Origin of the sequence: Halobacillus litoralis, from assembly GCF_009856415.1 — a bacterium.
Lineage (GTDB): Bacteria > Bacillota > Bacilli > Bacillales > Halobacillaceae > Halobacillus > Halobacillus litoralis_C.
Genome location: NZ_WMEZ01000001.1, coordinates 210150 through 235497 on the forward strand (window position 1 = coordinate 210150; position 25348 = coordinate 235497).

A 25348-nucleotide genomic window follows, 5' to 3' on the forward strand; every position below is an offset into this window, starting at 1 on the left:
AAAAGATAGGGCAATCATGCTACAATATAGAAAAGTGAATGATCATTCAGTATGGAGGAAGTGTTATGAAAACATTGAAGGATACCATTACACAATTCACGTTGCCGACCCCTTATGCGGTTGGGGATGTTCATGTTTATTTAGTAAAAGGAGATCGGCTGTCCCTTATTGATGCAGGGGTGAAAACAGAAGAGTGCTGGAAAGCCTTAGTGGAACAGTTAAAGGAAGCGGGGTACGAGCCGGAAGATATCGAACAGGTGATTTTGACTCACCACCATCCCGATCATATGGGGCTTGTCGAACGGCTGCCCAATGTAGATGTTATCGCCGGCCACCCGAAATTGAAGCCTTGGCTCGAGCGGGAAGAAGATTATTTCTCTCATTATGAGGAGTTCTTCAAAGGCATGTACAAGGAATCTGGAGTGCCTGATCGCTTTTTTCCATTGTTAAAGGGATTGAGGAAGACATTGAAATGGACGTCGGAAGGAAAGCTTACCCATGAATTGACCGAAGGCGACCGATTACCGGGGCATGAAGAATGGGTGACGATCGAAACTCCCGGCCATGCTCAAAGCCATTTATCCTTTTATAGAGAAGGGGACGGGGCGCTCATCGGTGGAGATCACTTGCTCTCCCATATTTCTTCCAACCCTCTACTTGAGCCGCCTCACAACAAAGGAGAGGCACGCCCAAGGCCTTTGCTTGATTATCGCCAGTCTATGGAAAAGTTGTTACAGTGGGAGATCGGTACCGTTTATCCAGGGCACGGGGAAATGTTTAATCATGCACACGAGCTGATTCCAGAACGCTTGAAAAAGCAGGAACATCGTGCAGAAAAAGTGTTCCGGATGTTTAGCGATGGGCCATTACGTGCATATGACGTATGCAAGCGTCTCTTTCCGAAACATATCGAGAATCAATTCGGTTTGACGATGTCTGAAACAATCGGACAACTGGACTACTTAGAAAGCGTTGGAAAGCTTAAGGTTTCTTACGTAGACGGAGAGAAATTCTATCAAGCAAATAGGTGATCGAATGAATGAACGAGTAAAAGGAAAAAAAGTGCTTATCACAGGAGCCTCGAGTGGAATTGGCGAATTTCTTGCCATTCACGTCGCGCAGGAAGGCGGGACCCCGATCCTTGTTGCGCGGACCGCACACAAATTGGAAATCATCGCAGAAAAGATTGAAGAAGCCTTTGGCGTCAAAAGTCCATGGTACCCTGCGGATTTATCGAATGATGCGGAGTGGAAAGATACAATTGACCGGATTTGTTATGAACATGGATCCATCGACGGACTGATCAACAATGCAGGGGTCGCTGTGTTCGATCCTGTGGCCGAATCGAATTGGCAGGATATCGAGCGTATGCTGTCTGTTAACGTGAAGTCCCTGTTCCGCGCCACGCATCAGTTGCTGCCACATTTGGTGCAGCACGGAGAGGGCCATATCATCAACATCGCATCCCAGGCAGGTAAAATCGCCACCCCGAAATCAGCTGTTTATGCCGCGACGAAACACGCGGTCATAGGCTTCACGAATGCCTTAAGGATGGAAGTAGAGCCTTTAGGCATCTATGTCACTTCTGTCAACCTCGGACCTGTGAGAACGAATTTCTTTCAACAGGCGGACCCGAGCGGGAAGTATGAGAAGTCGGTCGATAAGATCATGCTTGATCCGAACCGTGTAGCAAGAACGGTCGTCCACCATTTATTTACGAAACAGCGGGAGGTCAATATGCCTTCCTGGATGGATTCCGGTAGCAAAGTATATTCTCTCGCACCAGTCGCGATGGAAAAACTCATGCAAAGACAATTCAACAAAAAATGATACCATCCACCTGTCCAGACCAAAGCCTCTTTCCATCCAGGAAAGAGGCTTTTTGTATGGGGTGAGTGGGAAAATATGTATGACCTGGTACACCAATATTTGTAAGACCTGGTCAGACAGGAAATGGTAGAAGGAATTGGAACTTGCAAATGCGAACATATATTCGCATAATGGGGATATACTAGGATAAAGGAGGTGGAGACGACATGGGTGATCCGAGCATTGATTATGGGAGGTACCCGGACAGGGGGATTTTGTGTGTGGATATGAAGAGTTTCTATGCGAGCTGTGCGGCGATTGACCGCGGACTCGACCCGCTTACGGTCCCGCTTGCGGTCGTGGCGGATACGAACCGGAAAGGAAGTGTCGTATTGGCTGCGACCCCAGCGATGAAAAAGAAATACGGCATCCGCACGGGAAGCCGCCTGTTCGAAATTCCTTCCGCACCGGAAATCGTCATCGTCTCCGCGCAAATGAGGAAGTACTTAGAGGTGTCCACCCAAGTAACGAACCTTTTTCACAAATTCGTCCCGAAAGAAAAGATCCATACGTACAGCGTCGATGAGAGCTTTTTAGAAGTAGGGGATAACAAAGGGAAATTCGGCGTGCCGGAAGAAACGGCTCAAATGATCGTCGATGAATTAAAAGAAACGTTCCATCTGGATGCAGCGATTGGCATTGGTCCGAACATGCTGCTTTCCAAACTCTGCCTCGATCTTGAGGCAAAAAAGAAAGGCATCGCCCGCTGGACGTATGATGACTTTCAAGAGAAATTGTGGCCGGTTGCCCCCCTGTCAGAAATGTGGGGCATTGGTCCGCGTCTTGAACACCGGTTGAACCGCATGGGCATTTGGTCTGTCGGGCAACTGGCAAAGTTCCCTCTCGATCGCCTTGAAAAAACGTTTGGCGTGATGGGCAACCAGCTGTACTACCACGCCAATGGCATCGATTTGTCCGACCCTGGTGCTCCGATCATTCACGGTCAGGTGAGCTATGGAAAAAGTCAGATTCTCCTTCGTGATTATCAAGATCCCGAAGAGGTGAAGTACGTCATACTAGAAATGTGTGAAGAAGTCGCCCGTCGTGCCCGGAAAAAAGGCCATGCAGGGAGAACGATTTCTCTCGGGATCGGCTACAGTAAAAGCGAAGGATCGGGCGGATTTCACCGCTCTGTATCCATTGAGCATCCAACGAGCATTACAATGGACATTTACCATGCCTGCCTCACCCTGTTCCACCGCTTTTTTAACGGCGGGGTCGTCCGCCGCATCTCCGTCACCCTCGGAAACATTACGGAAGATGCCAATGTCCAGCTCGACTTGTTTGATGACGGCCGCGATAAAAAAAGAGACCTTGGCTATGTGATGGATGAGATTCGCGAACGATACGGGCAGGATACGCTCCTCCGCGCCGTATCCTGGACAAATGCAGGAACCGCCCGCCACCGAAGTCGTCTCGTCGGCGGACACTACGCAGAATAAACATAACCGTTGCCTCTGAAGCTCTGTTTTCTTACAATAGAAGAAACAGGAGGGATGAACGATGAAACTACGCATCACCGAAGAAGCGAAGCAGCAGCTAGAACAAATTCAGGATCCCGAGCGTCCACTCATCCGTCTTTTTTATGACACGGAAGGATGTGGATGCGGCGTAAATGGACTGCCAACCATTCGTTTGGAAAAAGAAGAACGCTCTACAGATCTCAAAGTAGAAAATGATGATTATTCCGTCATTATCGACGATCAGCAAGCCACTTTTTTCAAAAAAGAAATGAAGCTTGATTTCATGAGAGGCACCTTCCGCCTTTCCAGCCCGGACGGAATCTTGAACCCGATCATCCCGATCAAAGACGTGAAAGAAGGAGCGACTGTATGAGTAAGAAAAAGCCGCAGCCCGGATCTCTCGGAGACCAGCTGAATGCCGACGTTCTTTCAAAGCTGAAATCCAAAAAGACGGAGCTCAAGCAGCAGGCCGTCGAGCGTGAAGAACAGGAAAAACAGCGTCGCATCGAAGAGCGCAAGCGGGCAGAAGCAAACAAAAGTTTTGAGGAACTGTTGAATGAAAGTGAGCTCGACTGGAAATCCTTCAAAAAATAAGCACTCCACAATGGGGTGCTTATTTTTTGTGACTTCCTCTCGTTAGGGCCGTTAGGGCGCTGTCTAATGATTTTTCGGAAAAATTGAAACATTCGGACCTTGCCGGCCGTATAGCAAGCCAGGAGGGAACAAAATGGTCAATTTTTTCCTTGTATTCTTCATTGGAACGTTAGGAGTGACGCTCGCTGTCATCGGGTGCTTTCTTGCGGTTGTACGTAACCTTCGATCACCAAGCGAGGCGGAGCGGATAAGGCATTTGGAAAAAGAAGTGGAAGCATTAAAGGATAGTGAACAGAGTGAGATGTAAGGCATGCGGACGCACTTGGACATTTGGAAAAGCACTGCTTTCATCGATAAAAGTCAGCGGCAAGAAAGAATCTCCGCATTGAACATTATTCTACGAAACGCTCCTATCATCGTTCAGGGATACTAGCGGTTTCGTCATTTATAGTGTTTATGCTTTTAATAGAGACGTTCCAAATGCGCCTAACGTCAGCCTTGTTTTTCGCCGTCTTCCTTTTATTGGTCGTCCTATTCGTCCAACCGCTGATGATCCACTTATCGGATGAGGAAGTCTTGCATAAGTAGTGAGGGGTTGTTGAAAGATTTGTTTTCTCTTCTCAAAGGACAAAAAACAAAGAAGATCAAGCGCTATTCAAAAGAGTTCATCATAATCCAGGACCATAAAAAAATGGGCATGAAAATATCTGATAAACGAAGGAACCAAAAACTCTATGGTTTGCCACTCATTCGGGTCATGTTGGAAGAATACGAGGAGAAAGGTCGATTTTTAACCTTGAAGCAATCATTTCAACGCTGCATACGACAAATCAGTCTCGCAGCGAGAGGTTTCAGAGGGTGATGTCTTGAATTATAAATATAGCAACACAGAATTATGGAGAAAAAAAGCGCGGGGTTCGTTGGTTAACATTTTCACAGGGGTATTACCGGTAGGAATTTCACTGTATTTGCACGGCCGTGTCGAGCCATTTATCGTTTTCGGATCAGGTGTGGTCTTTCTATTAGGGCTTTGGCAAATGATTCACTATTACAAAATGCCTGAACGGAATTATGTGTGTTTAGAGGATGACGTCCTTGACATCCGGATTGGAATCGCTGATCCGAACAAGCGCCTGACAGATGAAGAAATTAAGCGTATCCAGCAAATGGATGATGTCATTTCCATAAAATCAGACAAAGATGGGGAAGAGAACATTTACTTAGAAAACTTATCCGATGAGGATGCAGCATCTCTTTTAGACGAACTTAAACACCAATATGGAAACCGCATGCACACCAGCGACCATCCGGCATGATCTACCGTTATTTGAAGAAGGAAATAACCTTATTGCTAAAAGAAGAGAGGAAGAGAAAGGTGAGCCAAACGACAGAACATAACAGTAAAGCATGGGACAAAAAAGTGGAAGACGGGGTGCGTTACACCCAAAGTGTCACGCATGAAACAATCGAAAAGGCTCGTAGCGGCGAGTGGACAATCGGTGTGACCGCCGATCGTCAAGTGCCTAGAATCTGGTTTCCTGAATCGTTAAAAGGGGTGAAGATTCTCTGCCTCGCATCCGGAGGTGGTCAACAAGGGCCTGTCCTCGCTGCCACAGGTGCCGACGTTACCGTTTATGATTTATCTGAGAAACAGCTCCAGCAGGACAAGCGTGTAGCTGATCAGGAAGGACTCGATTTGAAAACCGTTAAAGGTGACATGACTGATTTATCCGCATTCGCAGATGAAACATTCGATCTCATTGTTCATCCTGTCTCGAACGTATTCATCGAAAATGTACGCCCGGTCTGGAGGGAAGCGGCACGTGTTTTGAAGGAAAAAGGAACGCTTATTTCAGGCTTTATGAATCCTGTCCTTTACTTGTTTGATGCAGAAAAAGAGGACGAGGGCCAGTTGGAAGTAGCCCATACCATTCCATACTCCGCGCTTGATGAGGAAGAAGTGATCGAAGGTGAGACGCTCGAGTTCGGCCACACACTGGAAGACCAACTGCAAGGCCAGACGGATGCAGGCTTCGTCATTGCAGGAATCTATGAAGATGATTTCGGTGGTGGAAGAACAATCGATCACCATATCAAAACAATGATTGCCACAAGATCCGTTAAGTTAAAGGTATAAGGAGCGATTTATGGTTTCAACGATCATAACGGGGTTGTTCTTCTTGTTAGTTGTTTCCGTCGTCATGCTCACCACCTACCGCATGTTTGTGAAAAAACAGTACCCAGACAATTCCTATACACCATTCGATTATGTGAGCGGGCAAACAGAAACGCCTTTTCATGAAGAAGAAAGGGAAGAGGAAGAAGAAAATGACAGAACAGGGCAGCGTTATGACTAACGCCTGCCCTGTTTCTTTAGTTCCTGTGTTATTAAAGTAAATGACAGGGTTGTGTAAGACTTGATTTCGAGATGTTTCCGGGGTTCGTTGCCCTGTTTGGCTTATGCCAGTCGTGTCTACCAGGGCGATGCCGCATTTGAACACTTTCCTGTGGGGGAGTGCCGAGCTTCCTCGGACTGCGTCCTCCGGGATCTCGCCTATCTCCTTCTCCCACGGGAGTCTCGCAGCTTCCCAACCACTCCATTCGATGAGTGTGAAAAACGAATCCTACACTTAGAAGGAGCGTCTTCCAACCTCCTTGTCCAGGAGTCATAAAGCGCGCTGTAATAGCATTTCAATAGGGAAGCCACAGACTTATGCATTTCGACAGAGCTTGGGAACTCCGCTATTCGTGGTAGTGGTTTCGAGACACTGAATATGGCAAAAGGGGCGGAGGGGGATGACGAGACTCCTGCGGGAAAAAAGTGCATGGTGAGACCCCACAGGACGCAGTCCGAGGAGGCTCACCGCGCTCCCGCGGAAAGCGAGTTATCCCCCGCAGCCTCGAATCTCTAACCCAAAAGTCTCGAAACTGAGTCTTCCACAAACGGGAGCTTATAGAAAATGAGAAAATTAGAGAAGGAGTTTCTAGCGTTTGGTGGAATACATAGAACGATAGGAGGGCGTATGATGAACCATTCATTAATCCGAGTAGGGACGATTTATTTACCCGTCCAAGAAGTGGATAAATCCGCAGTCTGGTATAAAGAAAAGCTTGGAGCTGACATCAATTATCAAGATAACCAGAAAGCCATCATAGCTTTAGCAGGCATCAGTATTTTCTTAGTAAAATCAGCGCAGGAACAAACATCAAACTTTTTAGATGAGGACGGAAGCGAGCGTTTTGCTATTACATTTGAAGTAGATGGAAAAGAGACGTTGAAGGCTTTACAGAAAAAATTAAAAGATCAAGGCGTAGAAGTGGGCGAGATTGAAGACAGGGGCCATCCTGGTTTGAATTTTGTTTTCGAAGATTTGAATGGAAACCGGTTGGATGTCTGGAGCGAGTTGAGTCCTGCTTATCGAGGTTGACGATGATTTATTGGTCTGTGACAAGTAGATGGTTTCTCCTGTAAACTATTGATATAGTTTTTACAGGAGTGATCGCTAATGATTCAAGCATTCGTCTTATTTCTATTTGCCGGAGTGGCTGAAATCGGAGGGGGATATTTGATCTGGCTCGCCATTCGTGAAGGAAAGCCGCTTTCCTGGGGAATCGCCGGAGGATTCGCGCTTGCCTTATATGGGGTGATCGCTACGTTTCAAAGCTTCCCATCCTTTGGTCGTGTGTACGCCGCTTATGGCGGGGTGTTCATCATTTTATCAGTATTGTGGGGGTGGGGCGTCGATCGGAAAACGCCCGATTTCTATGACTGGATTGGTGCAGGCATCTGTATGATCGGTGTTTGTGTCATGTTGTTTGCGCCTAGACAATAGGAGATGAAGATCGGATGAAAAAAGGGGTACGTGGTTTGATTGCAGTCTTAGGCGTATGAAGAATATCAATACGCAGGAAAAAGTGCAGGGATTTTGAAAGAAACCCAAACCTTACAACCCTATCTGCCGGTAATTGTGATCAGCGCTAATCATCCTTCTGAACATTGGCGGGAATATCAGCAGTTATTAGCAGAATTGCCCCTGTGCAGAGCAGGTTTTCGCTGATACCGGGCACTCTGTTCATCTAGAGAACCCGGACCTCATCGTTCGTCAGGTTCTCAAACTGATTCAACAAACGTCCCAAAGAAACCAGTTACATAGTTAAGGACGGTCTTCGGATCGTCCTTCTGAGTTTTGAAAGAAAGTATGCTTCGTTTGGGAGGCGAACTCGATTTCTTCTAATGTACGGCAATACACCGATTCAATATCTCCGCTGAATTCCTTTGCATTCTTTTTCATCATATCGAGGACGTGTACACTCTGGAACCAATCTCCCGTCTCCGCTTCTGCATGGACCCAGTCCTCCCACACAATTTCCAGTCTCGGGCTGTAAATTTTGAGCCCGGTCTGCTTTCGTTTGCACGGGCTCACGGTCATTTCATGGACATGACCTGGAGGGGTTTCATTGACATCATTGAATAGTTGCGGCCAGTAATCCTTACGAGAACCTGTGTGTTTATGAGCGGAGCTCCATTGGACGATTTGATCTAATCGGGACCGCACACCATAAAGAAGCTCGTAAAGAGATCTTCCGAGGAGAATGCGTTCGTCCACGGCCGAAAAGTGGTGAACGGTTCCACCTACGAGTTTGATTTTCTGCTGGATCGGAGTCACATAAGGGAAGAGGATATGATTCATTGAAAGCACATCTTGAAGCTTAAACATTACTTTGTCCATAACGGTCGCCATGTAAAGGTGGTTTCTTACCACGCGATTTTCGATATAATGCTGTTCATTGACGATGAGAGCCTTGGTCAATTCTTCACTATTTCCGCTTTCCCAAAAGCGTTCCCAAAAAGGTCTCATGAATTTGGAAACATTCAACGCATCCAACAGGTGGTAGAGAGGGCGGCCATGTTTCAAACTGGCATCATACAATAATAGTTGTGGATAGGCATCCTGAAAAATGAGCCAGTTTCCTCGTTCTAAAAAAACGAAAAAATCTATTCCTTCTTTTCCTGTCAATAACTTCGGCAAATATTCACCCTTCAAGTCTGTCATGTTCCATCCAGCGTTTCTGGATACGAGATGGGCGAGCAGTGCCCAATGAATCTCGGGGTGCTTTTCAAAAAAATGGAGATACGCCATCGTACGCGTGACGTTGTTTCGATTCTTCTTCTGAGTGATTCTCCTTATTTCTTTCACCAGCTTTTCTTCCTGCGTCGTCAACGGGGCTGAGGTTGCTTTCAACGCCGCCTTCAGGTCTTTTTTCAGCCGGCGCCATTTGGATGAAAACATATCCTTCTCACCTCCTACTACGAATATATTTCCGACACGAATGCAACATGATTAACTTAGTATTTGTCTGCCATCATTCTCTATGTAAAAAAAGGAAGGAATTTCAATTCAGATAGCGAATTTTAAGAGAAGGAGGAGCGAGATGGAATGGTCTTTTAAGAAAAAGATAACCATTGATGAGAGCTACCTATACAAATCGCAGCAGTAACCTATGACATACCAGCTTCCACAAGGACCCGAACAACAGCGTAACATCAATGAGTCATGCTGCTAGAAAAGGTTTTGAGCTTGATAAAAGAGGTTGATCTTTTTCATATGAGAGGAGGAGTTTTGGCACGTTCCAGCGAGGTCAGTCCGCGTCATTGCGTCATTCATCCCGCCATACTTCTATGATATTCAACCGAAGAAATGGAGGGGGAAAGGTGGTTCAGTTTCGAACGATTGATTTGAAAAAAGATCGGCAGTCCATCATCGATTTCCGTAAAGATTCGTTTATGGTGAGCTTTGGAAACACCTCAGGCTTTGACGTCAATGCCTATTTGTTCTATGTGATTGAAAAAGTAGAGCAATACCCCGATGGTTTCGTCATGGCAGAGGTAGACGGAGGAGTGATCGGTCAACTGGAGTTATCTGTGAAAAAGGATAAGGATCGGAGGATCGGCTACATCCACTTGTTTTACCTGATCCCTTCAGCGCGTGGGAAAGGCATGGGGAAAGCACTCCACAACTACGCAATCGATTTTTTTGAAAAACGTAACCTGGAGGAATATCATTTGCGTGTTGCACCTGATAATCATCGAGCAAGGCGATTTTATGAGAAGGCGGGGATGAAAACGATCGGTCCTGAACTTGATGGGAAAGTCATTCGGATGAAAGGGTCTGTCACAAAATCCATTTAGGAGGGAATCATATGGAGCAACGTGTGATTTGGGATCATCTGGAGTCTGCTGGAGCGGAACATTTAACATTGAAAAAATTAACCAATCATATGGAGGTACGGGGAACGGTACTTCTTGTCGATCAGGGAGTGCCGCACCATCTTACTTATGATTTGAAGCTCGGACTTGATTGGAAGACCAAAAAAGTGAAGATTTATCAAGAGCAGGAGACCGAGCCTTTTGTTGTCCAGGCGGAAAATCAGGATAAGTGGTGGGTCAATGGAAAGTACGATGAGAATCTGGATGGTGCGACGAACGTCGATTTGACCATCACGCCTTTTTCCAACACCTTGCCCATCAATCGTGTGACCTGGCATATTGGAGAACGACGGACGTTCAAAATGGTTTTTATCGATGTATTAAGAAAAGAAGTATTTCCACTTCTGCAAGTGTACACGTATTTGGGAGACAACGACGGCTATAGGATCTTTCAATACCGTTGCAGGGATTATGAGACAGCAATAGTGATTGATGAAGAAGGGTGGGTCGTCGAGTATCCTGGTGCCTTTGAACGGAGAGCGCTGTTGACAACAGGAGACCGGACGATGGAAAAACAACCACAACCTCTTCTAGCCAATGCCCCATCTTCGTCTGGTGGTTTTTATTGAAAGCTGTACAGTTATTTATTTTTACGTTTCATGTCATATCACCGAAAAAGCGTGATGAAGAGAAATTCTTCATCACGCTTTTTTACTGGGAATCATGGGATAACAGTTAAATAAGGTTGATCAACGATACGATGAATTCCACGTGCACACAAAAACGCCCATTAATCATAGAATAGGTTGATGACTTCTAAAAGGAGGTTGGATTCATTGTATCGGAATCAGTATGGATATACATTCAACCCTTATGGATATGATGGTTACTTTCGCATTCAAAATGATCAATCCCTCGTAAAAGATATGGAAAGAGCGATTAACGGCGAGTACAGTGCGATTGCTTGCTACAATAAGTTAGCTGATTTAGCACCTACACAGCAGGCAAGACAGCAGATTTATGAGATTCGCCAGGATGAAATCCGTCACTATGAGGCCTTTACCAATATTTATAAGCAACTGACAGGAAAACAACCATCCCCGAAAATCACTGAACCGTGCCCCGATCAATACAGGGATGGAATAGAAGCAGCGTTTGTCGATGAACAAAAGACGACAGACTTTTATTATGAAATTGAACGGAAAGCACAGGACCTTTCCATCAAGGAAACTTTCCGTCAGGCGGCTGCTGATGAACAGAACCATGCCGTATGGTTTCTTTATTTTCTTTCATTTCCCAAAAGGGATCGGGGCCAGATAAGACAGCAGGGTTATGGTGCGACAGGTGCCCTGAGCGCTTCTACATTAACCTTGGCAGACATGTTGACGTATGCCATTCAGGATGAGTACCTTGCTCAAGCCCGTTATGAGGATATTAGAAGGGAATTTGGCGATATCCAGACATTCGTCCGAATTCAGGAAGCGGAGAAACGCCACATTTCTGCCCTGAATACACTTTTTACAAGATACCAGATTCCTATACCATCCGATGATGCGAGTCAGTATGTAAGCACTCCTGATAGTGTAAAAGCGGCATATGCTGCTGGGGTTCAGGGAGAAATTGAAAACATATCCATGTATGAGAAGTTTTTATTGTATGATTTGCCAGAGGATGTGAGGACTGTTTTTACACAGTTGAGGAATGCATCATTGAACCATCTCGCAGCCTTCCGGCGAGGCCTTGCACGGTTTGAGGAATCATAAGAGCTGCATGACAGCTCTCTTTACATAAGGCCCACCTGCAGTAGGGATAGTGAGTTCTCCAAATACTATTTGGCAGGATTGTTGAAGACTCTACACTTAGCAACGAATCTGAAAACATCTCGAAACTGAGTCATCAACCAAGAGTCTATATCGAAAAAGGAAAGCAAAATTGAATCGTGATTTTTCTGATGGCTTATGGTATTCTGAATCTAATTGTTAACCGATAAATTTATAGGTTAACTAAATGAGTCATCAGAAAGGGGAATCTGTATGTGGAGTCGTCTAGCGGAAAAATCGTTGAATGGAGAAGAAATCACAGATCAGGAAGCGTTTGATGTGTTGAACTGTCCAGACGATGAACTTCTAAACTTATTACACCAAGCCTACCAAGTTAGGAAAACGCACTATGGAAACAAAGTGAAACTGAATATGATCGTCAATACGAAGTCCGGTTTCTGCCCGGAAAACTGTGGGTATTGCTCACAGTCCAGAGATTCGAGTGCCCCCATCCAAAAATACCGAATGATGGATAAGGACACGATCGTAAAAGGTGCTGAAAAGGCTTCTAGAATGGGATCGGGAACTTACTGTATCGTGGCAAGTGGGCGAGGTCCATCCAAGCGGGAGCTTGATATCGTCACATCAGCAGTCAAAGAAATCAAAGAAGCGTATGATATGAGAGTATGTGCGTGTCTAGGTTTATTGAAAGCTGAACAGGCAGAGCAATTGAAAGAAGCTGGCGTGGACCGCTACAACCATAATATCAACACTTCAGAAAATCATCATGATGAAATAACGACAAGTCATACATATCATGACAGGGTTGGGACAGTGAGTCATGCCAAAGCGGCTGGCATTTCGCCTTGCTCCGGGGTCATCGTTGGGATGAAAGAGACGAAGCGGGACGTCATCGATATGGCACGTGCTTTGAAAGCTCTTGATGCAGACTCTATTCCGGTGAATTTTTTGCATGCCATTGATGGTACAGCATTAGAGGGGACGGATGAACTGACACCTTCCTACTGCTTGAAGGTCCTTTGCTTGTTCCGTTTCATCAACCCAACGAAAGAAATACGTGTCTCCGGAGGTCGTGAAGTGAATTTACGGAGCCTTCAGCCGTTCAGTTTGTATCCCGCGAATTCCATTTTCATCGGTGATTACCTGACAACGGATGGACAGGAAAGTACGGAAGATCACCGAATGATCGAAGACCTCGGATTTGAAATCGACGTCGTTAATGCAGATAAGGTGATGATGTGAGAAAACTGCCAAACGGCAGTTTTTTCTTTTTGTGAAGATAATGATCTGTTCGTGTACACAATATCCATACATCTATTGATATAGTACAGAATAACAATTAGAATTAAATGTAAGCGCTTAATAATTTTTCCGAAAAGGGAGAGGGTATCCGATGCATGTTCCATTGATATTGACTGAATTTCTGGATAGGGCGGTACATTTGTATGGAGAAAAGCCGGCGATCATTGATGAGGACTGGACACTGACTTACCGCGAGTTGAACGCTCGGGTCAACCAGTTATCAAGAGGGCTTGAATCTTTAGGAGTGAAGAAAGGGGACAAGGTCGCTTATCTTGCACCGAATTCGACAGAGATGCTTGAAGGGTTCTACGGTGTCTTCCAGCTGGGGGCCGTCATGACCCCGTTAAATACAAGGTTGAAGCCGGCGGACTACCGTTTCATTTTAGAGCATAGTGAAAGTAAAGTGCTCCTCGTCGATCATACTCTCCTGCCGTTAGTACAAGAGGTTGTCCAGGACCTTCCTTCCATAGAAAAAGTGATTGTGCATGGGGATCCTTCCAAGGAAGGGTATGAGTCTTGGCTGTCCCAATTTTCACCCGACACTTTTGATCGGGAGAATGTAGAGGAGACAGACATCGCCTCTTTACTTTACACAAGCGGAACGACTGGAGATCCTAAGGGGGTATTGCTAAGCCACCGGTCCAATTACCTCCATGCTTTGTCATCCATGCATCACTTAAGGGTTTCCGACCAGGATACTCTACTCCATGTCCTGCCGATGTTCCATGTGAATGGGTGGGGATCTCCTTTTTATTATACGGCGAACGGTGCTACACAAGTGATGCTTCGTAAAACCGATCCAGAATTAATTTTAAATAAAGTAGAGAAATACAATGTGTCCGTGCTACATATGGCGCCTACCGTGTTAAACATGGTCATCGGGGCGTACGAAGAGAAGCAGCCATCGATTGACCAAGACGTAAGAGTCGTAATCGCAGGTTCCGCTCCTCCTCCCGCGTTCGTGCGGAAAGTGGAAGAAGACTTGAAATGGAAATTCGTTCAGGTGTACGGGATGACGGAGATTTCACCATTAATCACTACGTCTGAACTGCGATCGATGGATGTGGACCGACCAGCGGAAGAGCGTTATCGACTGAAAGCGAAAGCTGGTTACAGCATGATCGGCAGCCAAGTGAAGGTTGTGGATGAGTTGGGAGAAGAGGTACCGAGCGACGGAAAATCTATAGGGGAAATCGTAACCAAATCAAACAATGTGATGGAAGGCTATTATAAGAATGTGGAAGCAACCAATGAAGCGATAAGAGATGGGTGGCTTCATACGGGAGATATGGCTGTGGTTGATGACGGAGGGAATATAGAAATTGTCGATCGTAAGAAAGATGTCATCATCAGTGGAGGAGAAAACATATCTTCCATTGAAGTGGAAGCTGCCTTATATGAACACCCGTCTATCCTTGAAGCGGCAGTCGTTGCTGTTCCGGATGAAAAGTGGGGAGAGGTACCCCATGCGGTAGTCGTGGTGAAAGAAGGAGAAACCCTCTCAGAAGAAGAGGTGATTCTGTTTTGCCGTGAGAAGCTGGCTCATTTCAAAGCACCAAAAAGCGTAACATTTATCGAAGAATTACCGAAAACAGCGTCTGGAAAGATCCAGAAAGTCGTCATTCGGAAGAAGTTTTGGAAAGACCACAATCGAATGGTCAATTAAAGAAGGTTCCATTAGCCTAAAGCCGACGCTTTAGGCTTTTTTTGTTTGGGAATTTTTAAAATGTCCCAGCTGTGTAAACGTATGAAATGGTGTAATCGGGAACCGCATTTGTATTCAGCAGATGAAAACATACGGCATAAGACCTTGTTCTGGAAAAAAAGGTCATACTCTGCTTAAATGTTCATTGGAAACAAGAGGTTTTATTGTTGACATATATACCTTATAGGGTATAAAATGTTTTTAGTTCAAGACAAAAAGGAGGAACATCATGTCATTTGTATTAATTGTAACGTTAGTCGTTGGAGCGGGGCTTTTTATCCTTCACCGTTATCTCCCGGTCTCTCATGTGAAGAAGATGGACATGTCCGAAATAACTGCAAAAAATGATGACATGGTCGTTCCTGTTGATACGAGGGATTATCAAACGTCATCTCATGATAAAATGGAACATGCGGTTTGTCTGCCACTGGCATATCTCGAAAGGCACCATCAAGATATCCCACAGCGCCCGATTGTTCTGATCTGTTCAGATGAAGTTGAAAAGAATTTGGCAGCGAGACTGCTGAAAAGAAAAGGGTATGAAGTGATTGGGTATACCATCCCGGTTCAGCACCAGGAGTGCCGGGCGATGCCCTGTATGATTGAAAAGTAAGGGGTGAAACAAATGGAAGCTATCCTCCCATGGATCATTGGAGTGTTACTCGGTTGGTTCATAATTAAAAAGCTTTTACCAGTAAAAGGGGTTCAGAATATAACTGTCCAAGAAACACAGAAGCGTTTGAAAGAAAAAAATGTGCAATGGATTGATGTTCGGACGCCTGGTGAATATCGAGCGAATCACAAAAAGCCATTTAAAAATGTACCTCTCTCTGATCTTGCAAAACGATCGGGCGAATTGGACCGCAATCAGGAAATCGTTTTAATTTGTCAAAGCGGGATGAGAAGTATGAACGCAGCGAAAGTATTGAAAAAGCAAGGGTTTGATAAAATCACCAACGTTAAAGGTGGCATGAGTGCTTGGGGGTGACCAATGTTCCCTCACGAAAAAGATCAGTAGAATCTGGTCTTTTTTTATTATCTAAACTTATCGTGCAGCCTGCTCGTATTTGTAGGGGACAGAGGTGATGATATGTTATGGGTATATATATTAGTTGGAGCTGTCGGTATTGGATTGTTGGTTTTGTTCAATACGTTGATGGGTTACCGGAAAGGCCATATACAAATTGATTTTGATAAGAGGCATATCGATCATCAGGCGTATGTCGAGGCCATTGAAAAAGAATTGATTGAAAGAGGACACGATGTTCATTACGAAGGGGATTACACTTTTATCGTGGATGAAAAACCATACGTCTTTTTTGAAAGGAATGTTCCTATAGGTGGTGTTCCTTTGCAACGTACGATATTGAAACCTCAAAAATAACGACTGTAAAACCAGTTCCTGCAGGGTACTGGTTTTTTGTGTGGATTCACTTCCGTTTTTTAGCTGGGATAAGAGAGCTTTTTACCCGCAAACTAATGAAAAAAGGAAAGGGGTGCTTCACTTGAAGACATTCACCCTGTCTCTTTTATTTCTGATGATTATTGTTTACATGAGTGTTGTAAGCGTTTACGCTAATAATCATCCCAGGAATTATTATGAGGAACAAGGAACGGCGATTTGGGATGTGCCTATTTCATCAAAGTATATAGCGATCACTTTTGATGATGGTCCAAGTTCAGAGTACACGCCGGAAATATTGGATATTTTACAGGAGTATAACGCCAAAGCGACATTTTTTGTAGTAGGATCAAGAGCTCAGGAAAATCCGGCGCTCATCAAGTCGATGGTGAAGAGTGGTCACGAGCTTGCCAACCACAGTTTTCATCACCCGGACTTTACGGGCATAACGAAAGAAGAACTGATCCATGAAATGGACAATACGTCAGAAGTTCTTGAAAGTTTGACCGGGGCACCGCCGAGATTGTTTCGTCCACCTGGAGGCGTCTATAACGATATTATTGTCAATACGGCCAATGAAGAAGGTTATATGGTAGTCATGTGGTCCTGGCATCAAGATACGCGGGACTGGAAAAGCCCTGGTGTCCATAATATTGTAAAAACCGTATTAAACAATACGAGAAATGGTGACATTGTCCTTTTTCACGATTTTGGAGGCGATCGTTCACAGACGATTGCAGCCTTAAAACAGATTCTGCCTAAACTAAAAGATGAAGGATACCAATTTGTTACCGTATCAGAATTACTTCAAAAACATACAAAATATAACCTCCTTCATGGTGTTAATGGAGTAGAATGATCCCTGATCCCAAAATTTTGGGATCTTTTTTTTATTTAAATATGTTAAAAAAGACTGTGACGAAGGCTTTTTAAGCAACTTAAGAATTTGCATTCATACCCTATGTTAAGAAACCTGACATTTATAGTTGTGTAAATATTGCGACTTTGATACAATGCTTAATAACATAAGATGTTATAAAATCTAACATAAGGGGAGTTAAGAGAATGGATGCTACTTTTTTGATGAACAATCTTTGGATCATCGTCTGTACGATCCTGGTTTTATTGATGCAAGGGGGCTTTATCCTACTAGAAGCAGGGTCGACACGAATGAAAAATGCCGGCCATATTGCAGGGAAGACGGTTTTTACGATAGGCATCGTTTCTGTGGTATTCTGGGCATTAGGATACGGATTGATTTATGGGGAAGGAAATGGATTTATTGGCTTTTCTAATTTCTTTTATGGGGATGCAACGACGATGGGGGAAGGCTTAGCTGGTTCTACAGACTTCCTGTTTCAGCTGGCGTTTGCAGCCATTGCGATGACGATCGCTTTTGGTGGTTTTGCTGAGAGGGCAAAACTCGTCGCTTACGTGATTTTCGCTATTTTATTTTCTGTTCTCGTTTATCCTGTGATTGCGCACTGGATCTGGGGCGGCGGCTGGTTAGGTGAACACGGGAAGCAGGATTTTGCCGGTTCAACGGTTGTCCACTTGACAGGTGCTATGGCAGCTTTAGCGGCAACAATCATCTTAAAACCCCGAATCGGTAAATACAACAAAGATGGTTCATCAAATGAGATTGCTGGCCATAACCAAGTGTTTACAGCATTAGGAGTGCTCCTCCTATGGGTCGGCTGGTTTGGATTTAATGCTGGAAGCACGTTCGGTGTAGCGGATGCGTTCTTTGGTTATGTCGCTCTTAACACACAATTGGCAGCTGGTGCTGGTGCCATCGGTGCGATGTTGATGGTTTGGGCAGTGACTGGAAAAGCAGATGTACCGACAACACTGAATGGTGCCCTCGCTGGTCTTGTTGCGATTACAGCATCTTGTGCTTTCGTTGAACCTTGGGCAGCCGTTTTAATTGGCTTGATCGGTGGTGGGATTGTATTCTTCAGCATGCGTTTCTTTGATAAAAGAAGAATCGATGATCCGATTTTCGCTCTTTCTGTCCACGGTGTCGTAGGTGTATGGGGAACATTGTCCAATGGTTTGTTCGCCACACCAGAACTTGCTTCTGTGGGTCGTCCTGGTTTGTTTTATGGTGGTGGATTTGAGCAGTTATGGGTGCAGACGCTCGGAGTTGTAAGTAGTGGGTTGTATGCGTTCATCGTTTCTTTCCTCATTCTTAAAATTATGGATAAGGCGATGGGTGGCCTTCGTGTATCGGAAGAGGAAGAAATCATGGGTCTTGACTTAAGTGAACACGGCGGTTATGGATACCCGGAAAATTTGACGCCTCCTCAAAAGACAAAATCAGGAGCGTAAAAGACGGAATCATAAAGGATGGGATGGATGTTCAAAACATATGAAGAAATCAGAGTGTGGCGGGAAGAAATGATTGAATCGGTGAGTGGTGATCATTTGCAGCTGAATGCTTTTCACGATCAATTGATCCACCATACTTTCCATCTGTCAAAAGAAAAGATTGAACGCGAGCAGGGGCCCCCTCCTGCTCCTTTTGCATTTTTTCTGATGGGGAGTGCGGGCAGATATGAGCAGTCGTTATGGAGTGATCAAGATCACGGCATTCTGTTTGATGGGGACGAGAAGCATCAGGACTATTTTTTATCACTGGGAGAAGAAATCAGAGAAGGGATGGCCGTCGTCGGTTATGAACGATGTGAGGGAAACGTGATGGCTTCCAACCCTTTATGGTGTCAATCCGTGGAAGTATTCACGCTACAAATCTCAAAGTGGTTGAAAGATGCGGAGTGGCAGTCTCTGAGGCATTTCCTTATTTTCTTCGACTCTAGAGTGTTGGTGGGCGAATCAGCCTTGCTGCTCAAAGTTAAAGAGACTTCTTTCGCAGTTATCGAGGGTGAACCGGAAATTTTCACGAGGTTGATGAATAATGTCAATTACGTGAAAAAGGGTGTAGGAGTTTTTGGACAGCTGCTGCCGGATTACAGTGGAGAGAAAAAAGGTCATTTCAATCTCAAACAAACCGTCTATTTTCCATATATTAATGCTTTGAGAATTCTGTCCCTTTTTCAACAGGTCACCAAATCTTCAACCTTATCAAGATTCGGAGCGTTGCGTTCCCTCTACCCCACTCTTTCTGAATATGAGAATGGGTTCCGGCAATTCCTTCAGCAAAGGTTGGAACTGAAAAAAGATGCTGCCAATTATCAAAATGTCCACGTGGTTAAAGTGGAACATTTATCAAAAGAGGAGAAAAAGCAGTTAAAAAACCAGGTCAAAAGTGCCCAAAAACTATATCAAATGGCGAAATCCATTGTTAAAGAAGGTCAATCATGAACCCCTTTGTACAGTTTGTTAAAGATTTGTCCGGGAAAATCGGTGGTGGACTTTCTTCGTTGAATCAGAATGATCCATCGAATATGGCGTATTTAAGGAACCTGGAGAGAGAGATGAAGAATGAGGATACGCTTGATCTTCCTTTTGATGATTTGAGTATTACGGTTTTCGATTTGGAAACGACCGGCTTTTATCCATACAACGGCGATCAGATTTTATCCATAGGTGCTGTGAAAGTGAAAGGAAATCAAATGGTCGATAGCCAAACGTTTTACACGTTGGTAGGGACAGAGGCTGAGCCATCTCAAGAGATTGCATCTTTAACTGGAATTACAAGGGAAATGATTGAAGATGCTCCTCCCCTTCGCGATGCTTTGAAGAGCTTTTTTGAATATGTGAAAGCGGATTTGCTTGTCGCTCATCATGCCAATCATGAAAAGCAATTCATGAATCATGCGACATGGATTGCCTTGAGAAAAAGGTTTCAGCATAGAATTGTTGATACAGCCTTTTTGACAAAAATTCTTCATAACCAGCAGGGGCTGACCACGCTGGATGAATGTTGTGAGCATTATGGAATTGATATAAAAAAACGCCACCATGCCCTTTATGATAGTGTGGCAACCGCTGAATTATGGGTGGTCTGTATAAAAGAATTAAAGAAAGAAGGGTTTTCAAATTTGAGCGAGATTTATGCAAGAATCGCCACGATGGAATAACGATCTGAACCTTTTCATGTTTTACTTTTTTTCAGCATAAAATTGATAGGACACCATGAAGGGGGGATGACAGCATCATGTATCCAAACGGACCTTATTATTATGGTTATGGAGGACCGCCGGATTTTTATGGGTATAGGGGTTACCCTATGGAAGGTAATGTCCAATATCCATACGTTCCTTATCAACAGGGTTATTATGGGCAACCGACTTATCAAGCTTATCCTTATCAGGTAAATCAATCATTCAATCAATGGAGGGACAGTTGGAAGAGGTGGGAAGATCTCGGAGCACCTCCTAGAGGGTTCAGAGGGTCCCCGTCTGTGTCATCATGGCAAGCGAACCGATTGGATTGCTTTGTCAGGGGCAGCGATAACCGTCTCTGGCATAAGTGGTGGGATGGCTCAAGATGGCGGGAGTGGGAAGACTTAGGCGCCCCTCGTGGGGGGGTAAGAAGCTCGCCTGGAGCTGTTTCCTGGGGGCCGAACCGAATTGATTGTTTTGTAAGAGGTACCAATGACCGAATGTGGCACAAATGGTGGGACGGTTCAAGGTGGAGAGAATGGGAAGATCTCGGTTCGCCACCTCCTGGATTTGATGGATCGCCAGCTGTATCCTCCTGGGAGAGAAATCGTCTCGACTGTTTCGTCCAAGGAGACGACAACAATCTTTGGCATAAATGGTGGGATGGTTCGAGGTGGAGACAATGGGAAAATCTCGGTGCTCCAAGTGGAGGCGTCCGGAGTTCTCCTGCAGCTGTATCTTGGGGGCCGAATCGAATTGATTGTTTTGTCAGGGGAAGAAATGATGTCATGTGGCACAAGTGGTGGAACGGAACGCGTTGGAGTGAGTGGGAAGATCTGGGGTCACCAAGAGGCGGATTTGATGGAACCCCTGGTGTTTCTTCCTGGGCGCAAAACCGTCTGGATTGTTTTGTGCGTGGAGATAATAATCAACTCTGGCATAAATGGTGGGACGGCAGACGATGGAGGAACTGGGAGAACCTTGGATCACCAAGAGGGGGCGTGCGATCTTCGCCAGCTGCTGTATCATGGGGAAGGAACCGGATTGACTGCTTTGTCCGCGGAGCGAATGACCACATGTGGCACAAATGGTATTCATAATAAATCAAACAAAAACCTGAGGGACATCCCTCAGGTTTTTATCGTTTATTCATTCGCTCCAGGTCCTTGCTTGGGGCGATTTTTATTGGTGCGGTGACCGATCTCTTCTTCAATCGGCAGGCTTTCTTTCGGTGTTTTATTGTTCGTTTTCGCTGCGTTCATTTGTGACGTTCTTTTTCCCATCAACATCTACCTCCTCTTATGGGCATAGTTTGTATATAATGGGGAGAGTAAAACGAGGAAAAATTTTCATCCATGAAACCTTCTATAAGAAAAAAACGTAAGAATTACAGAGAGGTGGTCCGGTTGAGACAATGGTTGAAAAGCAAAAGAGAAGCATTGAAACGACGCACACAGAATGCTGATAAATCCGGTATGGTTGATTTCTTATTTGAACTATTGCTTTGGTTACCTGAGCTGATCATTTTCCCCATCCGGATAGTCTTCTAGTTATTGAGAGGGATCGGAAGGTTCATCGGTCTTATTTCCGATATCAATTAATATACCTCTGTTAAACATGGGGGTGAATGATTATAGAATATGGCAGGATTGTTGAAGACTCAGTTTCCAGATACCCGAGGCTCGTTGTTGTATTGAGAGAGGGGAGGTTGGGAAGCCACTCGCTTTCCTGTGGGGATGACGGCAAGCCTCCTCGAGCTAAAGCTCTTTGGTGTCTGTGCCAGCCAATCCATTCCCGCGGGAGTCTCGCAGCTTCCCAACCACCCCATTCGATGTATGGAGTAATGACCTCCTCTACTCAGAAGGAGTGTCCTCAACTAATCCATGTGTATTAAGCATAAAGACCACTATATCAAGCTTGCAAGACAGTATACCTGCCTTGCAAGTATATATTACTGCGCCTCCTTTAATCATGTTAGGGAGAAGTGGTTTCGAGACAATTATATGGTAAAGGGGCGGAGGGAAACGGTGAGACTCCTATGGGACGTGTGGGACAGGTGAGACCCCGGAAGGCGTAGCCTGAGGAGGCTCAGCGCCCGCCCCATGGAAAGCGAACCTTTTCCCGCAGCCCCTAAACTCTCGAAAAAGTCTTGAAACTGAGTCTTCAAGAATAGGGAGCTTATATAATGTAAACGTAAAAGTGAAAAGAGGGATGACATGCGTACGATAACGTTATCGAATGGTGACATGGTGGAAGTGGACTGTCTCAGTTGTGCTTTGACAAGTGGGACAGTTGAACCCGAGGGAGGGGTCATTGCAGAAACCGAGCATTTCCACGCACATCAGGATGTTGCTTACCCTATCAGAGGGTTAGTCATTGTAGCATCCAAACGGCACATCAAGGGCCTTGATGAATTAACAGAAGATGAACAACAGGACTATATCACCTTCCTTACAAAGATCAGGAAAGCACAAAGGGAAACCTTAGGGATTGAGCATGTGTATTATTTTTATAATGAGGACACGACTCACCACTTCCATTTATGGATGGTGCCCCGTTATGACTGGATGTATGAATTCGGCCGTTCGGTGGAATCGGTCCGTCCTGTTTTGCTTCATGCGAGAGAGAACGAAAAGGATCATGCACACGTGTTGGAAGGCATTCGCTTGTTAACAGAAGGATTGAAAGAGTAGGTTCATCCTCGTGCTGTTACATACTGGTTACGGCTTCTATTGAATGGGGGCATGCATGGCATGACGTAGTATTATTTTCAATCACTTTTGAAATAGGAGGAGCGGTATGGACAGTATTTTAATGGTGTTCATTGCTTTTGTCATCTGTTTTAGTATCAGTTCAGTCCTGAATGTATTATTAAAGACTACGAAAAAAAGAGATTGGGCTGTGTCGGCCCTGGTGAGTGTCGCATTAGCTTTGTTTCTTGGTGGGTTTATGGGAGGTTGAAGTTCACGTGGAATGGAGAAGTGAGACGGGATTACGTCTTCGAATATTAACGATCATCCGTTTTATTATTGGGCTGCTTGTCATCAGTTTGAGCGGCTATGGTTTATGGACAGAAGATTTTCGTATCCTGCCTTTCATGCTATTGATGATAGGTTTCCTGATGTTTGTTACAGGAATGATTGAAATTGAAAACCGTAGAGGAGCCTATTCGATTCTACATTTTCTTACCGCTACAGGCGTTTTTGTCTTTCTGTTTTGTACATATATTATATAATAAGAAGTCCCTCTGGATCGCAGAGGGACTTCTTTTCTATCATGGATGCTTTCATAATCATTCATTTATGATCTCAGAAATGATTTCATAGGACCGCAAACGTGCGCTGTGGTCGTAGATTTGGGAAATGACCATCATTTCGTCAGCTTCGGTCTCTTCCTGGAATTTCTTCAGTTGTTCTCTCACCGTCTCTTTACTTCCGATAATAGATGCGCCAAGTTGCTGTCTTAGAGCAGCTTTTTCTTGTGCTGTCCACACTTCATCCATGTTATCAACGGGTGGCTGGAGTAAGTGATTCGTGTTTCGTACAAGATTCAAGAATTGTTGCTGCAGGGACGTGGCCAGTCTTTCTGCTTCTTCATCCGTATCTGCGGCAACGACATTGACGCCCACCATAACGTAGGGTTCGTCCATTACTTCAGAAGGCTGAAAACTTGAACGATACAAATTCAATGCGCCGCGTGTGTTGTTCGGTGAAAAGTGGCTGGCAAATGAAAACGGCAGTCCGAGTTGGCCGGCAAGTTGTGCGCTGAATCCACTAGAGCCGAGCAGCCAAACTGGAATGTCCAGTCCTTCTCCTGGAATGGCGCGAATGTGGTGATCTCCTGCAAAATAGCCTCGTAACTCATCCAACATCGCAGGAAACTCATTGGGGTCAGAGTCCAGGTTTCTCCGTAAAGCCCGAGCTGTCATTCCGTCTGTTCCTGGAGCACGTCCAAGACCTAAATCGACACGTCCGGGAAACAGAGTTTCTAGTGTGCCGAACTGTTCAGCGACAACGAGTGGGGCGTGGTTGGGAAGCATGACTCCACCTGAACCGACGCGGATGGATTCGGTATTGTGTAGTACATGACTGATCGCAACAGATGTTGCGGAACTGGCGATAAAAGGCATGTTATGATGTTCGGCCATCCAGTACCTTGTGAATCCCCACTTTTCAACATGTTGAGCAAGGTCCACCGTGTTTCGGAAAGAATCCGCCGGCGTTCCACCCTCAATGACAGGGGCAAGGTCGAGGACCGAGAATTTAGTATTTGCTAAACCTTGTACAGACATAGGATAACCTCTTTTCTGCTTCAATTTATTAGTGGTCACGATAACTTTTCATTCGGATGACAACACTTATCATATCAGCTGTATTTCGTGTCTCAAAATATTTTGTTTGAAACTTATTCCAGATTCAGACGTCTATTTCCCAAAGGGGGTAGACGATGCGGAGAATCTTGCTTACACTCTGTTGTTTACTTTTCCCATTTTGCTATTCAGCTACAACAGCTTCAGCCACTTCATGGGCCTATCCTTTCGTCGTCTATGATGGTTTCATTTATGTCGTTGAAGAAGCAGCGGTAGAAGTGCAAGTGGGAGAAAAGATTGGGGAAGTGACGGCATACTCGGATATGCAACAGTATGAGGGGAATTTCTCGAATGTTTTTGAAAAAGGGACGGCCTATTATAAAATCAACGGCCAACCCACAACACAAGTGATTGCCGTTGAGGAACGTGAAGGTGTGTTTAGAAAAGCAGAGCGTGAAGCTGCTTACACTTACGTGAGTGAAGGGCAAGCAGTTTCAGGCTCTTCTTTGGAAAAAGGAGAGACGGTGGAGCGGAACGATCTCATCCTTGGCACGTTCTTATTTGTGTGCTTCCTCTCTCTCGTCGGTGGTGCGGTCTATCTTTTTCAGCGTAAAGAGACCTGAGGATTGAAACCACTATGTAGTTTAG

At 45.0% G+C, this 25348-nt stretch carries 32 protein-coding genes; 29 read left to right on the top strand and 3 right to left on the bottom strand.

Annotated features, from left to right (window positions below):
* Positions 1-65: 65 nt before the first annotated feature.
* From GLV98_RS01090 to GLV98_RS01140, 11 genes are all read left to right on the top strand, one after another.
* On the top strand, positions 66-1031 hold the full coding sequence (locus GLV98_RS01090; RefSeq protein ID WP_160911223.1) for an MBL fold metallo-hydrolase: 966 nt from the start codon (positions 66-68) through the stop codon (positions 1029-1031).
* A 4-nt stretch (positions 1032-1035) separates the two neighbouring features.
* Positions 1036-1830, top strand: a complete 795-nt coding sequence (locus tag GLV98_RS01095) for an SDR family NAD(P)-dependent oxidoreductase (RefSeq protein ID WP_160911226.1) — start codon at positions 1036-1038, stop codon at positions 1828-1830.
* 206 nt (positions 1831-2036) lie between these two features.
* Positions 2037-3311, top strand: a complete 1275-nt coding sequence (locus tag GLV98_RS01100; RefSeq protein WP_160911228.1) for a DNA polymerase thumb domain-containing protein — start codon at positions 2037-2039, stop codon at positions 3309-3311.
* 61 nt (positions 3312-3372) lie between these two features.
* Positions 3373-3705 (top strand): iron-sulfur cluster biosynthesis family protein, encoded by a 333-nt coding sequence (locus GLV98_RS01105; RefSeq protein ID WP_160911230.1) that lies wholly within the window; start codon positions 3373-3375, stop codon positions 3703-3705.
* On the top strand, positions 3702-3926 hold the full coding sequence (locus GLV98_RS01110; protein WP_160911232.1) for a YqkE family protein: 225 nt from the start codon (positions 3702-3704) through the stop codon (positions 3924-3926). Before GLV98_RS01105 ends, GLV98_RS01110 begins: the two co-directional genes overlap by 4 nt.
* Positions 3927-4059: 133 nt before the next feature.
* Positions 4060-4233 carry a hypothetical protein gene (locus GLV98_RS01115; protein ID WP_160911234.1) on the top strand — a complete coding sequence of 58 codons (174 nt, stop codon included), beginning with the start codon at positions 4060-4062 and terminating at the stop codon, positions 4231-4233.
* Between the two features lie 559 nt (positions 4234-4792).
* Positions 4793-5242 (top strand): hypothetical protein, encoded by a 450-nt coding sequence (locus GLV98_RS01120; protein WP_160911236.1) that lies wholly within the window; start codon positions 4793-4795, stop codon positions 5240-5242.
* A 59-nt stretch (positions 5243-5301) separates the two neighbouring features.
* Positions 5302-6063, top strand: a complete 762-nt coding sequence (locus GLV98_RS01125; RefSeq protein ID WP_337193693.1) for a class I SAM-dependent methyltransferase — start codon at positions 5302-5304, stop codon at positions 6061-6063.
* A gap of 10 nt (positions 6064-6073) precedes the next feature.
* Positions 6074-6283, top strand: a complete 210-nt coding sequence (locus GLV98_RS01130) for a DUF3951 domain-containing protein (protein ID WP_160911240.1) — start codon at positions 6074-6076, stop codon at positions 6281-6283.
* Positions 6284-6952: 669 nt separating this feature from the next.
* Entirely contained in the window at positions 6953-7354 is a 402-nt protein-coding gene (locus tag GLV98_RS01135; protein ID WP_160911243.1) for a VOC family protein, read from the top strand.
* A gap of 78 nt (positions 7355-7432) precedes the next feature.
* Positions 7433-7759 carry a YnfA family protein gene (locus tag GLV98_RS01140; RefSeq protein WP_160911245.1) on the top strand — a complete coding sequence of 109 codons (327 nt, stop codon included), beginning with the start codon at positions 7433-7435 and terminating at the stop codon, positions 7757-7759.
* A 321-nt stretch (positions 7760-8080) separates the two neighbouring features.
* Here GLV98_RS01140 and GLV98_RS01145 read toward each other — a convergent pair whose 3' ends face one another.
* Positions 8081-9217 (bottom strand): DUF2515 family protein, encoded by a 1137-nt coding sequence (locus tag GLV98_RS01145; protein WP_160911247.1) that lies wholly within the window; start codon positions 9215-9217, stop codon positions 8081-8083.
* A gap of 422 nt (positions 9218-9639) precedes the next feature.
* Here GLV98_RS01145 and GLV98_RS01150 point away from each other — a divergent pair, with 422 nt between their 5' ends.
* The 13 genes from GLV98_RS01150 to GLV98_RS01210 all read left to right on the top strand — a co-directional run bounded on the left by GLV98_RS01150 (position 9640) and on the right by GLV98_RS01210 (position 21491).
* Positions 9640-10116 (top strand): GNAT family N-acetyltransferase, encoded by a 477-nt coding sequence (locus GLV98_RS01150; protein WP_337193694.1) that lies wholly within the window; start codon positions 9640-9642, stop codon positions 10114-10116.
* A gap of 11 nt (positions 10117-10127) precedes the next feature.
* A complete protein-coding gene (locus GLV98_RS01155) occupies positions 10128-10763 on the top strand; it encodes a putative glycolipid-binding domain-containing protein (RefSeq protein WP_160911249.1) in 636 nt (211 codons plus the stop codon).
* A 207-nt stretch (positions 10764-10970) separates the two neighbouring features.
* Complete coding sequence (locus tag GLV98_RS01160; protein ID WP_237417010.1) at positions 10971-11897, top strand: ferritin family protein; 927 nt, start codon at positions 10971-10973, stop codon at positions 11895-11897.
* A gap of 264 nt (positions 11898-12161) precedes the next feature.
* Positions 12162-13157, top strand: a complete 996-nt coding sequence (bioB, locus tag GLV98_RS01165) for a biotin synthase BioB (RefSeq protein ID WP_423785000.1) — start codon at positions 12162-12164, stop codon at positions 13155-13157.
* Positions 13158-13308: 151 nt separating this feature from the next.
* Positions 13309-14883 carry a long-chain-fatty-acid--CoA ligase gene (locus GLV98_RS01170; protein ID WP_160911255.1) on the top strand — a complete coding sequence of 525 codons (1575 nt, stop codon included), beginning with the start codon at positions 13309-13311 and terminating at the stop codon, positions 14881-14883.
* Between the two features lie 268 nt (positions 14884-15151).
* Complete coding sequence (locus GLV98_RS01175) at positions 15152-15535, top strand: rhodanese-like domain-containing protein (protein ID WP_160911258.1); 384 nt, start codon at positions 15152-15154, stop codon at positions 15533-15535.
* Between the two features lie 12 nt (positions 15536-15547).
* Positions 15548-15910, top strand: a complete 363-nt coding sequence (locus GLV98_RS01180) for a rhodanese-like domain-containing protein (RefSeq protein ID WP_160911269.1) — start codon at positions 15548-15550, stop codon at positions 15908-15910.
* Positions 15911-16012: 102 nt separating this feature from the next.
* Positions 16013-16306, top strand: coding sequence for a hypothetical protein (locus GLV98_RS01185; protein WP_160911271.1), 294 nt, complete (start codon positions 16013-16015; stop codon positions 16304-16306).
* 121 nt (positions 16307-16427) lie between these two features.
* A complete protein-coding gene (locus GLV98_RS01190) occupies positions 16428-17183 on the top strand; it encodes a polysaccharide deacetylase family protein (protein ID WP_237417011.1) in 756 nt (251 codons plus the stop codon).
* A 206-nt stretch (positions 17184-17389) separates the two neighbouring features.
* Positions 17390-18655: an ammonium transporter gene (locus GLV98_RS01195; RefSeq protein WP_160911273.1), complete on the top strand. Its 1266-nt coding sequence runs from the start codon at positions 17390-17392 to the stop codon at positions 18653-18655.
* Positions 18656-18682: 27 nt separating this feature from the next.
* Positions 18683-19648 (top strand): DUF294 nucleotidyltransferase-like domain-containing protein, encoded by a 966-nt coding sequence (locus tag GLV98_RS01200; protein ID WP_160911275.1) that lies wholly within the window; start codon positions 18683-18685, stop codon positions 19646-19648.
* Positions 19645-20367: an exonuclease domain-containing protein gene (locus GLV98_RS01205; protein WP_160911278.1), complete on the top strand. Its 723-nt coding sequence runs from the start codon at positions 19645-19647 to the stop codon at positions 20365-20367. The genes GLV98_RS01200 and GLV98_RS01205 overlap by 4 nt, the downstream gene beginning before the upstream one ends.
* Positions 20368-20516: 149 nt before the next feature.
* Positions 20517-21491 (top strand): carbohydrate-binding protein, encoded by a 975-nt coding sequence (locus GLV98_RS01210; protein WP_160911280.1) that lies wholly within the window; start codon positions 20517-20519, stop codon positions 21489-21491.
* A 45-nt stretch (positions 21492-21536) separates the two neighbouring features.
* Here GLV98_RS01210 and GLV98_RS01215 read toward each other — a convergent pair whose 3' ends face one another.
* Complete coding sequence (locus tag GLV98_RS01215; RefSeq protein ID WP_160911282.1) at positions 21537-21674, bottom strand: hypothetical protein; 138 nt, start codon at positions 21672-21674, stop codon at positions 21537-21539.
* Positions 21675-21797: 123 nt separating this feature from the next.
* Here GLV98_RS01215 and GLV98_RS01220 point away from each other — a divergent pair, with 123 nt between their 5' ends.
* The 4 genes from GLV98_RS01220 to GLV98_RS01230 all read left to right on the top strand — a co-directional run bounded on the left by GLV98_RS01220 (position 21798) and on the right by GLV98_RS01230 (position 23626).
* Positions 21798-21941, top strand: coding sequence for a hypothetical protein (locus tag GLV98_RS01220; protein WP_160911285.1), 144 nt, complete (start codon positions 21798-21800; stop codon positions 21939-21941).
* A 666-nt stretch (positions 21942-22607) separates the two neighbouring features.
* Complete coding sequence (locus GLV98_RS01225; protein ID WP_160911287.1) at positions 22608-23084, top strand: HIT family protein; 477 nt, start codon at positions 22608-22610, stop codon at positions 23082-23084.
* A gap of 106 nt (positions 23085-23190) precedes the next feature.
* Complete coding sequence (locus GLV98_RS19935) at positions 23191-23352, top strand: hypothetical protein (protein ID WP_202409873.1); 162 nt, start codon at positions 23191-23193, stop codon at positions 23350-23352.
* Positions 23353-23359: 7 nt separating this feature from the next.
* Positions 23360-23626, top strand: coding sequence for a hypothetical protein (locus tag GLV98_RS01230; RefSeq protein WP_160911289.1), 267 nt, complete (start codon positions 23360-23362; stop codon positions 23624-23626).
* Positions 23627-23683: 57 nt separating this feature from the next.
* Here GLV98_RS01230 and GLV98_RS01235 read toward each other — a convergent pair whose 3' ends face one another.
* Positions 23684-24682: an LLM class flavin-dependent oxidoreductase gene (locus GLV98_RS01235; RefSeq protein ID WP_160911291.1), complete on the bottom strand. Its 999-nt coding sequence runs from the start codon at positions 24680-24682 to the stop codon at positions 23684-23686.
* A 155-nt stretch (positions 24683-24837) separates the two neighbouring features.
* Here GLV98_RS01235 and GLV98_RS01240 point away from each other — a divergent pair, with 155 nt between their 5' ends.
* Complete coding sequence (locus GLV98_RS01240; protein ID WP_160911293.1) at positions 24838-25323, top strand: hypothetical protein; 486 nt, start codon at positions 24838-24840, stop codon at positions 25321-25323.
* Positions 25324-25348: the final 25 nt, after the last annotated feature.

Excerpts from the sequence above, each read along its gene's own strand:
- GLV98_RS01145 (WP_160911247.1), bottom strand. The coding sequence starts at position 9,217 with ATGTTTTCATCCAAATGGCGCCGGCTGAAAAAAGACCTGAAGGCGGCG.
- GLV98_RS01175 (WP_160911258.1), top strand. The coding sequence starts at position 15,152 with ATGTCATTTGTATTAATTGTAACGTTAGTCGTTGGAGCGGGGCTTTTT.
- GLV98_RS01110 (WP_160911232.1), top strand. The coding sequence starts at position 3,702 with ATGAGTAAGAAAAAGCCGCAGCCCGGATCTCTCGGAGACCAGCTGAAT.
- GLV98_RS01210 (WP_160911280.1), top strand. The coding sequence starts at position 20,517 with ATGGAAGGTAATGTCCAATATCCATACGTTCCTTATCAACAGGGTTAT.
- GLV98_RS01130 (WP_160911240.1), top strand. The coding sequence starts at position 6,074 with ATGGTTTCAACGATCATAACGGGGTTGTTCTTCTTGTTAGTTGTTTCC.
- GLV98_RS01180 (WP_160911269.1), top strand. The coding sequence starts at position 15,548 with ATGGAAGCTATCCTCCCATGGATCATTGGAGTGTTACTCGGTTGGTTC.
- GLV98_RS01195 (WP_160911273.1), top strand. The coding sequence starts at position 17,390 with ATGGATGCTACTTTTTTGATGAACAATCTTTGGATCATCGTCTGTACG.
- GLV98_RS01185 (WP_160911271.1), top strand. The coding sequence starts at position 16,013 with ATGTTATGGGTATATATATTAGTTGGAGCTGTCGGTATTGGATTGTTG.
- GLV98_RS01095 (WP_160911226.1), top strand. The coding sequence starts at position 1,036 with ATGAATGAACGAGTAAAAGGAAAAAAAGTGCTTATCACAGGAGCCTCG.
- GLV98_RS01140 (WP_160911245.1), top strand. The coding sequence starts at position 7,433 with ATGATTCAAGCATTCGTCTTATTTCTATTTGCCGGAGTGGCTGAAATC.
- GLV98_RS01090 (WP_160911223.1), top strand. The coding sequence starts at position 66 with ATGAAAACATTGAAGGATACCATTACACAATTCACGTTGCCGACCCCT.
- GLV98_RS01200 (WP_160911275.1), top strand. The coding sequence starts at position 18,683 with ATGTTCAAAACATATGAAGAAATCAGAGTGTGGCGGGAAGAAATGATT.
- GLV98_RS01170 (WP_160911255.1), top strand. The coding sequence starts at position 13,309 with ATGCATGTTCCATTGATATTGACTGAATTTCTGGATAGGGCGGTACAT.
- GLV98_RS01215 (WP_160911282.1), bottom strand. The coding sequence starts at position 21,674 with ATGGGAAAAAGAACGTCACAAATGAACGCAGCGAAAACGAACAATAAA.
- GLV98_RS01105 (WP_160911230.1), top strand. The coding sequence starts at position 3,373 with ATGAAACTACGCATCACCGAAGAAGCGAAGCAGCAGCTAGAACAAATT.
- GLV98_RS01235 (WP_160911291.1), bottom strand. The coding sequence starts at position 24,682 with ATGTCTGTACAAGGTTTAGCAAATACTAAATTCTCGGTCCTCGACCTT.
- GLV98_RS01135 (WP_160911243.1), top strand. The coding sequence starts at position 6,953 with ATGAACCATTCATTAATCCGAGTAGGGACGATTTATTTACCCGTCCAA.
- GLV98_RS01100 (WP_160911228.1), top strand. The coding sequence starts at position 2,037 with ATGGGTGATCCGAGCATTGATTATGGGAGGTACCCGGACAGGGGGATT.
- GLV98_RS01225 (WP_160911287.1), top strand. The coding sequence starts at position 22,608 with ATGCGTACGATAACGTTATCGAATGGTGACATGGTGGAAGTGGACTGT.
- GLV98_RS19935 (WP_202409873.1), top strand. The coding sequence starts at position 23,191 with ATGGACAGTATTTTAATGGTGTTCATTGCTTTTGTCATCTGTTTTAGT.
- GLV98_RS01155 (WP_160911249.1), top strand. The coding sequence starts at position 10,128 with ATGGAGCAACGTGTGATTTGGGATCATCTGGAGTCTGCTGGAGCGGAA.
- GLV98_RS01240 (WP_160911293.1), top strand. The coding sequence starts at position 24,838 with ATGCGGAGAATCTTGCTTACACTCTGTTGTTTACTTTTCCCATTTTGC.
- GLV98_RS01205 (WP_160911278.1), top strand. The coding sequence starts at position 19,645 with ATGAACCCCTTTGTACAGTTTGTTAAAGATTTGTCCGGGAAAATCGGT.
- GLV98_RS01115 (WP_160911234.1), top strand. The coding sequence starts at position 4,060 with ATGGTCAATTTTTTCCTTGTATTCTTCATTGGAACGTTAGGAGTGACG.